The organism is Falsiroseomonas bella, assembly GCF_003173615.1.
Classification (GTDB): domain Bacteria; phylum Pseudomonadota; class Alphaproteobacteria; order Acetobacterales; family Acetobacteraceae; genus Falsiroseomonas; species Falsiroseomonas bella.
Genome location: NZ_QGNA01000007.1, coordinates 134,102 through 147,135 on the forward strand (window position 1 = coordinate 134,102; position 13,034 = coordinate 147,135).

Here is a 13,034-nt window from a genome sequence, read left to right on the forward strand (position 1 = left end):
GCCGCGGGCAGCGCGGGTCAGGCCGCGGCCGGGTGTGGCTTGGCGGCGTCGAGACGGGCCGACAGCGCCGCGAGGCGTGCGCGGTCGGTGGCAAGGCGCTGGTGGATGGCGGCGTCGAGCCGCGCGCTGAGTGCGGTTAGGCGGGCACGCGCGTCGGCGACGGGATCAGCCGCCGCAGGCGGCGAAGGCTCGCTGCCGAGCATCTCGAAATGCGCCAGCGCCCCCAGCCGTGCTTCGAGCCAGACGCGAGGATCTGGAATCAGCGCGAGGTCGAACCGCGCCTGCCGGTCCTTCTGGCCGGGCCCGGCGGGCCGGTAGCTCACAATCGAGGAGGAGTGTGAGGATCTGCTATTATGGAGATCCCTATAATAGCAGTTTCTCACACTCCTCCCGTCCTGGCGGGCCGCGTCATGGCTGGGCCAGAGCTCCGGGAAGCAGCGCGCCATGTCGGCTGCGTTCTCGAGCTCCACGCCGGCGGCGGCCATGATGTCGTGCCGGCTCGGCTGGACCTCCTCCCAGGCCAGCACCTCATGCACGGCGACGGGCAGGACGACATCGGTCAGCAGGTCGATCTCGAGCGGCCTCTCGGGGGTGCGGTTGACCCCGCGGCCGCGCCCGACGGCCTGCACCAGCTCGCCCTCGCAGATCGTCCAGCGCAGGGCCTCCGCGGTCGGGTCCGCATGTTCCTCGCCGGTGGTGGCGTGCACGCCCCCATCTGCCAGCGCGATGCGCCGCTCCACGCGGCCATACCACCACGCCACGTCGCCCCGGCTGGTCAGGGGTGGGCGGTTGGTGAGGGCGGCGGCGAGCGCCTCGACCGTCAGGGGCGCTGGCAGCGTGCGGCCGAGCACCATCATGCCCGCGACCTCGCGCCACCGGTCGAGGCCGCTCAGCGCGTTGAAGTGCACCGCCTCGGCGTTGGCCGGCAGGCCGAGCGCCCGGAGCGCATCGACCGCCGCCTTCTGGCCGATCACCAGCAGGTCCTTGCCCGATCGCGCCCGGCCGCGCAGCGTCCGCGCCCGCAGGGCGATCAGCGCGGCCATCTCGCGCCGCCGCAGCAGGGCGGCGGACTGGTCCCGGGCCGGCGCGCCCGCATCGGGGGCGAGGGCCTTCGCGCTGGTTGGCGCCCCCAGCACCTGGCGAACCCGGACATGCGGCTCGGTCGCCCGCACCGGCTCGGCGACGGTGATGTCCGGCAGGAAGGGCGTGACCAGCTCGGGCCGCAGCGTCGCGTCGAGGTGCAGCACGGGCCCGCCGGCGCCCCACGACTTCCGCAGCCCAGCCCGCCAGGCCAGGCGCAGCGACCGCACCGTGCCGTTCTCGGTCATCACGTCGCACAGCACCGCGCCGGCCACGTCGTGGTCGTTCTCCAGCGCTTCCGCGATCAGCATCCACATCGCGGCGGTGCGGCCGGGTGGCGCCCAGGGCTCGCCCTCCTTCGGCAGCACGGCGGCGATGCGGCGCCGGCGCTCGGCTGGGTCCATCCCGGGATAGAGGCCGGGATTGCGGAGCCGCCGGTGCTCGTGGCCGGAGGCGTCCCGGCAGATCTGCGGGGTGAGTCCGGCGGCCCGCAGGGCGGCGACCGAGAGCGGCCCGTTCGGCGCTGTGGCGAGGACCTTCCAGAGCTTCTCACGCGCGGCGTGGAGGTCGGCGGTAGCCTCCCAGTTCTCCTTGTTGCGCGCCGTCCAGCACAGCACCGTGCCGAGATGCGGGCGAAGCCCGTCCAGCGTCAGCAGCGCCTTGCCGTCGGTGCCGCGGAGCCCGGCCGCCCAGAAGCCCTCGTCCAGCACTAGCAAGCCGACGGCGCCAAGCTCCTTCGGGGCCATGTGGAACAGCGTGTCGTGGGCGGTGATGACGACGTCGGCACCGCGCAGCGGCGGCTTCTGCGCCTGGTAGCCGCACTGGTGGTAGAGGGGGCAGATCTTCGTCACGCCGTCGCGGGTCACCTTGCAGCTGGTGGTCTCGACGACGCGCTCGACTTCGATGGCGTCGAACGGCGCGGAGGGATCGAGGCACATCAGCCGGTCCGGCTCGCCCGGCCGCGGGTCCGGGGCGCTGCGGCCCTTCCAGAGCGCTGCCTCCACGCCGAGCGCCGCGAAGGCGTCGCGCTGCTCCGCAGCGAGGTCGTGCCGCGGCACGCCGACCACCACCGTCTTGCCCCGCAACGCACCGCTACGCAGCAGGCCGGCCAGACCGCGTTGCATGGCGGTGGTCTTGCCGAGGCCCACGGCCACCGGCAGGGCGAGACGTGGCGGACGGGGCGCGGCGTTGAAGTCTAGGAGCATGCCGCCCCGTGCGCGGCGTCAGCTGTGGCGCGGACGGCCCAGTCCGGCGGGCCCGGCTGCGGGGCGAGCTCGGCCTCAAGCGGATCGGCGGTCCAGTACGCCGCGACATCAGCCATGAAGTCGGCGATCCGGTCCTCCAGCGCCGCCCGCGCCCCGACCAGCTCAAGCGAGGCGAGCGCATAGGTCGGCAGTGGCCGTGGCGGGGGCGCGGCGGCAGCGATGATCTCGCGGACCGCCTCGAGGCCCTGCGCGGCCGCCAGGTCGTTGAAGTCGCCGGGCTCCAGCGGGATCGCGACGAGGGCGCAAGCGGCGCGCGCGGCGGTGATGGCGGCCGTGACGCCGGGGTTGTCCACGCGGCCGGGCTTCGTGTCGTTGTCGGCGAGGATCACTAGCCGCGCTGACGGGTAGCGATCCCTGAGGATAGGCGCGACCCGCTTGAGGTTGCCTGCGTCCATGGCTGCGACCACCGGCAGGCCCGTCGCCTCATGCGCGGTGGCGCCCGTCGCCCAGCCCTCGCAGATCAGGATCGTCGCGGCATCGACGAGCGGAGCGCCGATCGGGGTGAAGTGGCCGGCCTTCGCACCGCCGGACAAGAAGCGCTTGGTGCCGTCCTCGTAGATGCGCTGGAGCGTGTGGATCGTGCCGTCGAGGTCCAGCAGCGGCACCACCAGCACGTCGCCCGACTCCATCCGGATACCGTGCGGGCGGACGCTCTTGCGCTGGAGGTAGCCGTGCGAGGGATCCGCGGGGCCGGCGCTCTCCCACGTGATCGTCGCGGCGCGGTGCGCGTAGTACCGCAGCTGCGCCTCCCATGCGGCTGCAGGGTCGGGTACCTGGTCCGTGGCAGCGCTGGCACTGGCCGCGGCGGCTGCGGCGGGGCGTGGCCGCGTCGGGTCCCACACCGGCATGCCGAGCCAGCGGCGCGCCCAGTCGGCCGCCTCACGCCAGTCGCCACCGCGCTCGCGCGCGATCAACTCGAGCGGCCCGCCGCCGGTGCCGGCCTCGTGGTCGAACCAAGTGCCGAGCTTCGTGCCGCTCACGACCGCGGAGAGGCTGCCGCGGCGGTTCCAGCGCCACTGCCGAGCCGTCCGCCGAGCCGGCTTGCCGAGCAACTCTGTCAGCAGCGACGTCCAGTTCGCGATGAGGGCGAGGCGAAGGTCGCGCAGGTCGGAGACCGCGTCTGAAACGGCAGAGGGCGACGATGCGCGCATGCGGGAATCGTCCTGTCTGTCGGATGGGGCGTGAGCTGCGCCGCGTTGATTGCCGGCTGCAGTTATTCACATGGTCAAAGTAGGTCGATGATGATTACCGCGCAAGAGTATTTTGGCTTGTGTAGTGGAGAACGGATTTCAGTATTATCGATCGGCAAGCAAGAGCAACCGGGCGCGAAATACGGATCTGATGACTGTCGGAGAATTTCATCATCTCTACTGCTCGGGGGTTTGCGATGCGAACCGCTCGCCAAGCTCCCAAGCCCGAGCGGGGTACCGGCGTGGAACACGTCACAGGTGGCCCCGGTAATCAGCCGGAGGGGGACGATCGTCTGCGTTCCAGCGAGGCGCGTGAGAAGAACGGCGGGCTCGATCGGTAAATGAGGGGCAGAGGATTGCGTGTCGGAGGGACCTCCATGGTCGCCATCATCCCGTCTGAACCCTGCCGCGGCAGCGCGTGTGCCGTGCCCGAGTCGCGGCCGCGATCACCAGCGGCGGCCCGTGCTGCGGCCACGCTGCGCTTCGTTTGTTTTCGCTCGGCTACGCGCGTGACAAGAACGCACTCCCCGCGGCGCGCTGCGCTCGGCATGGTGCGCGCGATGAACACAACAGCACCCCTCGCGAGCGCTCTCCTGTTGCGTTCCACGCCATGCGGATTTCGCAGCGACATTGGTGCATGGCGCCGGACTGCGCGGAGCTGGCATGTGACGCGCATGCGCCAGACGATCCAGACCATCGACGCCGCGGTCTCCGGCTCGGCAATCATTGGCAGCGTGGCCGGCGATGCTGTCGCTGTGATGATCAGAAACGGCCGATGCCGTGGGACGGATTCCGGGGAGGCTGGGTAATGCTAAGTATGGACAGCATCCCGCCACAGCCGCCGCTGCGCATTCCGCCGCGCTTCTGGGAGGCCCGCGGCATCTTCGCCCCTGGCGAGCTGCGGCTGCGCAGCCGCGCTGCCGCGGATCTCGCGCGCGCGGCCGAGCAGGCCCGAGGGTCGGGAGACGTTCGCCTACACTCCACTGCGCCGCAGCGCCTGCATGCGACCCCCAGGAGAAAGGGAGTCGCATGACCCGACGATCGACCGCCAACGCGAAGCAGGAGAGCGCAGCGCCGCCGGCGCCAGCGCCGACCAAGATCCCGCCCGCGCAGGTCCTGCCGCGCCTCGCGGCGCTGCAGACCGCGACGGCCGCGGAGCTGCGGGAGCAGTGGCGCATGCTGTTCGGCAAGGAGCCGCCGCCCTTCAACCGACCCTACCTGGTGAGCCGGCTCAGTTACCGTGTGCAAGAGCTCGCATACGGCGGGTTGCGGCCCGAGACGCGGGCACGGCTCGAGGCGCTCGGGGAACAGCTCGACGGCGGGAACGTGGTGCTGCGGCGGATCCGCGCCGACAGCCGACCGCTGCCGGGCACGCGGCTGGTGCGCGAGTACGACGGCGTGCAGCACGTGGTGACGGTCCGCGCCGACGACTTCGAGTACGAGGGGCGGCCGTACCGATCCCTCTCCGCCATCGCGCGGCACATCACCGGGACGCGCTGGAACGGTTGGACCTTCTTCGGGCTGAAGGGGAGGCCTGGGGCATGAGCCGCCGCAAGCTGACGGACGGGGCCATGCCCGCGTCGGTAAAGAAGCTCCGCTGCGCGGTCTACACGCGCAAGTCTACCGACGAGGGCTTGGACAAGGAATTCAATTCGCTCGAGGCGCAGCGCGAGGCCTGTGAATCCTATATCGCGTCTCAGCGCGCCGAAGGGTGGGTGCTCGTCCGCGACCGCTACGATGATGGCGGGTTCAGTGGCGGCACCCTCGACCGCCCCGCGCTGAAGCGCCTGCTGGCCGACATCGAGCAAGGCCTGATCGATGTTGTTGTCTTGTATAAGATCGATAGGCTCAGCCGCTCGCTGATGGACTTCGCGAAGCTGGTGGAGACGTTCGAGGCGCACGGCGTCACCTTCACGAGTGTGACTCAGTCATTCTCCACGACCACGTCGATGGGACGGCTGACGCTGAACATCCTGCTCAGCTTTGCGCAGTATGAGCGCGAGATTATCGGCGAGCGCATCCGGGACAAGGTGGCAGCGTCAAAGGCGCGCGGCATGTGGATGGGCGGGAAGGTGCCGCTCGGATACGACGTGGCGGATCGGAGGCTGGTGGTGAACGAAGCCGAGGCGGCGCGGGTGCGACGCGTGTTCGAGCTCTTCGTCGAGACCGGCTCTGGCGTCGAGACGGTGCGCCGCCTGCAGGCGGAGGGCATCACCGCCAAGTCGGGTCGGCCGCTCGACAAGGGTGACGTCTACAAGATCCTGAACCTGAGGACTTACATCGGGGAGGTCACGCACAAGGGGAACGTCTACCGCGGCGAGCACGAGGCGGTCGTGTTGCGCGATCTCTGGGACCGGACGCACACCATCCTGCAGGTCAGCCCGCGGAGCCGAGCGGCGCAGAATCGGCAGCACGCGCCGGCGCTGCTGAAGGGGCTGATCTTCGGGGTGGACGGACGGGCGCTGTCACCTACGCACTGCGTGAAGAATGGCAGGCTCTACCGCTACTACGTCGCCCAACGGGTGTTGAAGGGCGACGCCGCGGCTGCCGGGGACGACGGCATCGTGCGCCGGGTGTCGGCGGCGGAGATCGAGGCGGCGGTCGTGGACCAGGTCCGCTCGCTGCTGCGGCAGCCGGAGGTCGTCGTCGGCACTTGGCTCGCCGCGCGGGCCGAGGCTCCCGACCTGAAGGAGGGCGAAGTCCGAGACGCGCTGTCTCGGCTCGACCCGCTATGGGGCGAGCTCTTCCCGGCGGAGCAGGCGCGGATCGTCCGGGCGCTGGTGGAGCGGGTGGTGGTGGGGCCGGCCGGAGCCGACATCCGCCTCCGCGTGGAGGGTCTGGCCGGCCTCGTCCGAGACCTCACGGCCGTCGCGCCCGAAGCTCTGAAGGTGGCGGCATGACGGTGGCGACCAGCATCACGGTCCGGGTGCCACTGACCATCCGGCGGCGGCCGGGGCGGAAGACGGTGGTGACGCCGGTGCAGGACGGCGGCGAGGCGGCACTCCCGACGCGGGCCGATCCGGCCTCGGTGAAGGCTCTGGCCAGGGCGTTCCGGTACCAGAAGCTGCTGGACGAAGGACGCTACGGCTCGATCAGCGAAATGGCGGCAGCGGAGTGAATCGATCGGGGCTATCTCGGTCAGCTCCTACAGCTAACGCTGCTCGCACCGGACATTATTGAGGCAGCCCTGGACGGGCGGCAGGTCGCGAGCCTCGGGCTGGCGACGCTTATGGATCCGATTCGGGCTGAGTGGGACAGACAACGCGCAGCGTTTGCTGCGCGTGATCGCCAAATTCCGTCCACCACTGGGTCTTCAGGTTCGAACCACGGCGGGCAGGTGGCAGTCCGTGCCCAGTGAATGCATTCAGCTGTCGGCCGAGACGTTAGACCCCTTCCCAGATTACTTGCTGCCGATGGGAGAGGAGACGGCCAACATTGTCCACCCGGTGATGTCGGGCGACACCGCGCTGCTTTCGCTTGAACCTCGGAGTCAGGCGTAAGAGGATAGGGATTCGAATCGAGGTGGACGACGTGACTAAGGCCAATACCATCGGCATACTGCGCGGGCTGCAGGCGGGAGAGCCCCAGGAGGTCTCGAAGACGCGCGCGGAAGCACGCTTCAAGAGCCTCAAGGGCCAGCAGAAGGCAGCGTTCAAGCTCCTAGACCCCGAAACCCTGGCCAAGGTCAAGTACGGTTACCGGGGCGACGTCCCCTGGATCATCAGCAACGATGACGCCCTTGCGGGCGTGAGCCGGCTTCCCGACAACTTCGTCGATTGCGTGGTGACGAGCCCCCCCTACTACTGGCAGCGCGACTATGGCGTCGACGGACAGACGGGCCAGGAAGACACCATTGAGGACTATGTGGAGGCGCTTGCCGCCGTGTTCCGCCAGGTACTCAGGGTTCTGAAGCCGACAGGCACCGCCTTCGTTGTGCTGGCGGACACATATTATTCGGGTAAGGGACAGCCGCGCGGCGGCGACCCGAAACAGGTCTGGCGGAGTGTCGCGCGACAGAAGTACAGGGCGGTCGACAGACCTGGCTTCGGCTTGCCGAAAAAGTCCCTCCTAGGCGTTCCGTGGAGAGTGGCGCTCGCGCTCCAGGCCGACGGGTGGGTCCTCCGATCGTCGGTCATTTGGCGGAAGCCCAAGCCCCTGGCCGAGCCGAGCGTTCGGGACCGCCCTTGGAACACCACAGAAACGGTTTTCATCCTAACCAAGTCCGGCAAGTACCACTTCAACCGGGACGGCCTGGACGGGCAGGAAGACGTCTGGGACATCCCGGCCCCGAATGCCATGCGCCGCTACCGCCATGCCGCTCCCTTTCCGGAGGCCTTGGTCAGCCGGTGTCTCGCGGTGGGGTGCCCGAAGAAGGGGGTCGTCCTCGATCCCTACGTCGGATCCGGTACCACGCTTGCGGTTGCCGCCAGTCGCGGCCTCCCGTCCATCGGGATTGAGCTCAGTTCGCATTACGTGACCCTCGCCCGTCAGCGCCTAATTACGAAGTTCAGCCGTCGGTGAAGGCGCCTCCATGGACCTCAAGGAGCGCCTGAACGAGATCCACCAGCGGATCCTCGACGGCAGCCGGACGGCCTCTCTCGATCTGTTCAGAGAGGCTCAGGGTCCGATTCAGGCGGTTCTCCGGCGCAAGTTCCGAGGCCTCTCCGAGGAGGAGAGTTACGACCTCGCGACCGACGCCATTCTCGTCTACGCGACCGATCCCCACCGCTGCGACGCAGCCAAGGGCTCACTGTGGTCCTTCCTCTGTCGCATCGCGATGCGGGATGCAATCGACCACATCCGCAACTCTCGAAGACGGGGCGAACTGCTGAAAGAGGTCGAAGGCGATGTCGAATTCTGGACCTCCCGCGCGAAGGACGTGTTCAGGGGGGAAGATGCGATAGACGCGCGGCAGATCATGAAGCTCTACGGGCACCGGCTTGCCACGAACGAGGCTGAGGCCAGGCTCCTCACTCTCCTGCTCCAGGAGGAGAAGAAGACCGAGGCCTTTGCGCACGCCCTTGGGCTCGACCCGCAGGCGCCCAACGTCGAGCGGATTGTGAAGCAGGCCAAGGATCGCATGCTCCTCCGGTTGAAGAGGTTGCGCGATGAGCTCTGAAGAACCGGCGTACGACTTCCTGGCCCGCGCTGCCCGACGGGCCGCCCGTGGGCCCGCGCCCTTGGTCGCCGGGCTCTTCGAGGCCTGGCGCAAGGCCTTCCCCGACGAGGATCCCGCCGCAGCGCTTGCCTGTAGCGGGCGAGCGCTTACTGAACTCGCCCTGTGCCGACGCCCGCGCGACGAGCACTGGGTCGGGGACGTTGCGGAGATCGCCGGCGCGCTCGGCATCGACGCCGACCGGCTGATCTCATTGCTGCGCGCTGCCGAAGCGGTAGAGCGGTTCGGCAGCGCCCACCCGGCCGACGCCTCGCAGGCCGGGCGCCTGCTCGCGGCTCGTGACCACGAGGCGGACGAGTGATGGCGCGCTACCGGAGCGAGGACGTCGCCAACGCCTTTTGGGAGGGGGCCGGAGGTCGCGCGCGGTTTGGGAGCCCGGCCGACGTCGAGCGTGCGGCAGCACGGGTCTTACCGGTGGCTGTCCACCGCGTCGCCAGCCTCCACACCGGCGCGGTCGTCCGCTTCCTCTGCCGTGTGGGCGCGGATCCCTGGCTAGACGGTGCGCCACGTCCACTGCGGGGCTGTCTGATCGCCGATGCGGGCAAGGCTCTCATTTTAGTGGACCGGGACGACCCGGTGGACGAGCAGCGCATGACCATCGCCCATGAGGTCGCCCACCTGCTTCTCCATTACCTCAAGCCACGCGAGGAGGCCGTGACTGCGTTCGGCCCCCGCATCCTCGCTGTCCTCGACCGAACTCGTCCAGCGACCCCAGGAGAAAAGCTGTCCGCCGCCCTGCGAAATGTCCCAATCGAGCCGTTCCGGCACGCTATGGACCGCGGCCATACCGGGCACGCGGGTGTAATCAGCGCCATGGAGGACGAAGCCGACGACCTCGCGGTCGAGCTCTTGGCCCCCTGGCGCGAGCTCCGGGCTATGCGTGGCGGCGGCCCCGGGCCGCTCCGCGAACGCTTCGGCCTGCCGGCACCCGTCGCGGCCCGCCTTGCTGGCGTGATCGGGCGGCCTCGGACCTCGCCCGGCGTCATCGGCCTTTTCCGGCAAAAATAGCTGTCGAACTTCCTGTGGCTGAGCCGAAGGACAGAGCGGACGAACCGGAGGTCACAGTGGCGCTCGACGAGATCAACCATTTGCCGCAGGGCGATCACAGCGACGGCCTAGGATCGGACGCCGGGGAATCGGCCAGCTTCGTCGCCGACCGCCGCTATGTCGACGCCGACGAGGCCGCCGACGACATGGATGGTGTCGAGGTCGCCAGCTCGCTCGAAGCCGAGTTTCGGAAGGCGCTAAACCTCGACACCTGGACCTCCGGTGAGCGCATGGATCTGCTTGCCGCCCGCCTGGAGCGGGAAGTCGAGTTGGCGGCCCAGTTCGAGGACGACATGGCGCCGCGCGTGCTGAAGGCTTTGGAGGACGGGCTCCCGAGCGCGCCCGACGCGTCTCGCGAGAGCGGCATCTACACGCTCAGCCCGGAGGTCATCACCCGCGCGATCCGCAACGTGCTGTTCAACGGGCTTGTCGAGGCCTGCGACGGTACCCGAGTCACCGTCAGCACCCTGCCGGTGACCGTCGTCCAGATCGGCATCTGCCTCACCTCATACCAGGGCACTGGCGACGGCGGCTCGATCGGGCACCGGCTCTACCGCCATGACATCATGCGGCGGAACGGCAACGCCGAGGACGAGGTGCTGGAGTTCCTCTCCCGCCGTGCCCGGCGCAAGAACCGCGAGGTGCCTCATCGTGAGTTCGGCGACGATGGGCAGCCGATAAACATCAGCGACATGCTGTGCCGCGCCCTCATGATCTACGCGGAGCGCGCGATGCTGGCCGACCGCTCCGAGCGTCCGTGGCGCCTGGGCCATGGCGGACCGATGCCGCACGAGCTCATCGTCGGGTCGGGCCGCAACGAGATGGCGTTTGCAAGCCTGGAGATGCTCCGCCGCCTGCTCCTTGAGCACCGGAGGTTCATCTTCGTCCCGAGCGAGATCAGCGACGAGGCGGTGGTGACCATCGCGAACGCGCTCCACCCTCTCCAATACGCGGTGCTGCGGAATACCAAGGACATCATCGAGGGCTACATCACGGGCAGCAGCTATGAGCGCCCGCACTACAAGAGGTCGGGCCTTTATCAGGCTGTCCGCAGCTTCCAGGAGGACGTCGGCTCCAAGGTGCTGCTCGGGGTGTACCGCGCCTCCGCCCTCTGCCCGGGACGAGTCTTTTACGCGCATGAGGACCACGTGCACGAAGCCGCGCAGATCGTGATGGCCGACAGCGCCTTGCAGGAGGCGCGCGGCTTTCCGAACCTCATCGACATCGCTGACCGCACCTGCAAGGGAATGTTCGAGCCCGGCGGCCTCTCGGCCCAGGTCCACGCCGCTCTGGCGCGCAGCGGTTCCCCGTTCCGCTTTCTCGGCGAACGCAACACCCGGGCGTGACGCCCGTCACGGCACAGGAGGGGTCCTTGAACGCAGCCGAAAAGATCGCCATGGCCGCCGACCAGCTCGAGCGCACGGGCAACGACAACGGCGGGGCCTACCAGGAGCCGGAGGCGTACAGGGGCTCCTGCGCCCGCACGATGTTCGACCGCCCCGGCTCTGAAGACGGCACCGTCACCGTGCTCGTCCCTGAGCACCAGATCGGCAACGTCAGCCGCGAGGCTTACGTCCGCATTCCAAGCATCCACCCCCGGTCCAATGAAATCGAGGCGGAGTACCTGGGCGTCGTCGCCTCGGGGCCTTTCGCCGAGCCCGACGCGCTTGGCGCGACCGCGCCGACCCTCGTTGTCGCGGCGGCCCACGGGGCAGTGCTGACGCCGAAGTACCACAGCATCGCACAGGTGGAGGTGTTCGGCGAGCGGGTCGATGGCTTGGTGATCCCACCCGTCCGCCGCCCTTGCCCCAACAGCCCCGTGTTTCTCCTTGACGGCGACGAGGTCAAGGCGGTGCTCGGGCTCGACATCCCGCCAGGGGACATGCCAGTGCGCCTAGGCCTGATGGACGGCGTGAGCTCGATCGCCGTGGAGGTGCCGGCGGCGAAGAAGTCCGTTCTTTTCAAACATCTCGCCATCCTCGGCACGACCGGCGGCGGCAAGAGCACCACGGTGTCTGGCAGCATCATGAACTTCGCCGAGGCGGGGAACGCAGTCGTCGTCTTCGACATCGAGGGCGAGTACACGACGATGGACCGTCCGACCGATAACCCGCAGATGCTCGCGGCGCTGAGAAAACGCAAGCTGCAGGCGCGGGGGGCGGCGAATACGCGCTTGTTCTACCTGTCCGGCCGCGCGCCCGCCAATCCCGAACACCCAAGCAAGCGCGACTTCAAGATCGCCTTCGACGACTTATCACCTCACGTGCTCACCGAGGTGCTCGACCTGAGCGAGCCGCAGGAACGTCGCCTTCTGGATGCCTACGAGATCTGCCGCATCACCATGGAGCGCGAGAAGATCTTTCCGGCGGACGATGAGGAGCAGCGACAGGCCCTCGAAATCGACGAGCTCCAAAGCGGCTGGCCGCGCATGACAATCGAAATGATGCTCGACGTTGTTGGCGCAGCCATCGAGATGATCGAGGGCGACATCGACCGGTACAAGGGACGCACGAACGGCTTCCGCGGTCACGAGACCACGCTTAAGCAAACGCTCAACGCGCGCAAGATCGAGAAGGATTCCCGGTCCTGGAAGGCTATCGCTAAGCGGCTTTGGCGCATGAAGAAGGCCGGTGTGTTCGCGGAAACACAAGAAGAGCGCATTGACGTCGACGAGATGCTCGTCCCCGGCCAGATCTCTATCGTCGACCTCAGCGACATGGACGCGCCATACCTCCGCAACCTCGTGATCGCGCAGATGCTGAGGGCTCTGCAGATGCGCCAGGACGAGCTCTATAAGGAGCGTGAGGACGCGCTGCGCGAGAACAGGGAGCCGAAGCCCTTGACTCGAGTGAACATCTTCATCGAGGAGGCCCACGAGTTTCTGTCGGCGCAGCGCATCAAGCAGATGCCGAATCTGTTCGACCAGGTTGCCCGCATCGCCCGCCGCGGCCGCAAGCGTTACCTCGGACTCATATTCGTGACGCAGCTTCCGAGCCACCTTCCCGACGAGGTGCTCGGCCTCGTCAACAACTGGATCCTGCACAAGCTCACCGACACGGGCGTGGTGAACCGCCTGCGCAAGGTCGTCCCCGGCGTGAACGAGGCAACCTGGAACTCGCTGCCGAACCTGGCCCCGGGCCAGGCCCTATGCTCCTTCACACACATTGCTCGGCCCGTCATGACCACGATCGACCCGTCGCCTTGCCAGCTCCGGATGGTCGACTGACGGCAGCCACGCACCGAGTTCATCATGCCTGGGCTATCCAGCGCGGCCCG

At 68.4% G+C, this 13,034-nt stretch carries 11 protein-coding genes; 9 read left to right on the top strand and 2 right to left on the bottom strand.

Translation table 11 applies throughout. The features are described 5' to 3' along the window. Positions 1–17: 17 nt before the first annotated feature. Both DFH01_RS25540 and DFH01_RS25545 read right to left on the bottom strand, forming a co-directional pair. Entirely contained in the window at positions 18–2,285 is a 2,268-nt protein-coding gene (locus tag DFH01_RS25540; RefSeq protein ID WP_109873355.1) for a hypothetical protein, read from the bottom strand. Continuing rightward, positions 2,276–3,496 (bottom strand): toprim domain-containing protein, encoded by a 1,221-nt coding sequence (locus DFH01_RS25545; RefSeq protein WP_109873356.1) that lies wholly within the window; start codon positions 3,494–3,496, stop codon positions 2,276–2,278. Before DFH01_RS25545 ends, DFH01_RS25540 begins: the two co-directional genes overlap by 10 nt. Before the next feature lie 1,068 nt (positions 3,497–4,564). Between DFH01_RS25545 and DFH01_RS25550 the strand changes: the two genes are divergently transcribed. The 9 genes from DFH01_RS25550 (at position 4,565) to DFH01_RS25590 (ending at position 12,984) form a co-directional block, all read left to right on the top strand. Then, a complete protein-coding gene (locus DFH01_RS25550; protein WP_109873357.1) occupies positions 4,565–5,080 on the top strand; it encodes a DUF2924 domain-containing protein in 516 nt (171 codons plus the stop codon). Then, a complete protein-coding gene (locus DFH01_RS25555; RefSeq protein ID WP_109873358.1) occupies positions 5,077–6,435 on the top strand; it encodes a recombinase family protein in 1,359 nt (452 codons plus the stop codon). Before DFH01_RS25550 ends, DFH01_RS25555 begins: the two co-directional genes overlap by 4 nt. Next, positions 6,432–6,653, top strand: a complete 222-nt coding sequence (locus DFH01_RS25560; protein WP_233256291.1) for a hypothetical protein — start codon at positions 6,432–6,434, stop codon at positions 6,651–6,653. The genes DFH01_RS25555 and DFH01_RS25560 overlap by 4 nt, the downstream gene beginning before the upstream one ends. Positions 6,654–7,057: 404 nt before the next feature. After that, a complete protein-coding gene (locus DFH01_RS25565; protein ID WP_158287900.1) occupies positions 7,058–8,056 on the top strand; it encodes a DNA-methyltransferase in 999 nt (332 codons plus the stop codon). Positions 8,057–8,066: 10 nt separating this feature from the next. Further along, positions 8,067–8,654, top strand: coding sequence for an RNA polymerase sigma factor (locus DFH01_RS25570; protein ID WP_109873360.1), 588 nt, complete (start codon positions 8,067–8,069; stop codon positions 8,652–8,654). Then, positions 8,644–9,012 (top strand): hypothetical protein, encoded by a 369-nt coding sequence (locus DFH01_RS25575; RefSeq protein ID WP_109873361.1) that lies wholly within the window; start codon positions 8,644–8,646, stop codon positions 9,010–9,012. Before DFH01_RS25570 ends, DFH01_RS25575 begins: the two co-directional genes overlap by 11 nt. After that, positions 9,012–9,719, top strand: coding sequence for an ImmA/IrrE family metallo-endopeptidase (locus DFH01_RS25580; protein ID WP_109873362.1), 708 nt, complete (start codon positions 9,012–9,014; stop codon positions 9,717–9,719). Before DFH01_RS25575 ends, DFH01_RS25580 begins: the two co-directional genes overlap by 1 nt. A 56-nt stretch (positions 9,720–9,775) precedes the next feature. Then, positions 9,776–11,104, top strand: a complete 1,329-nt coding sequence (locus DFH01_RS25585; RefSeq protein WP_109873363.1) for a hypothetical protein — start codon at positions 9,776–9,778, stop codon at positions 11,102–11,104. A gap of 26 nt (positions 11,105–11,130) precedes the next feature. Beyond that, positions 11,131–12,984, top strand: coding sequence for an ATP-binding protein (locus DFH01_RS25590; protein WP_146217144.1), 1,854 nt, complete (start codon positions 11,131–11,133; stop codon positions 12,982–12,984). The last annotated feature ends 50 nt before the right edge of the window (positions 12,985–13,034 follow it).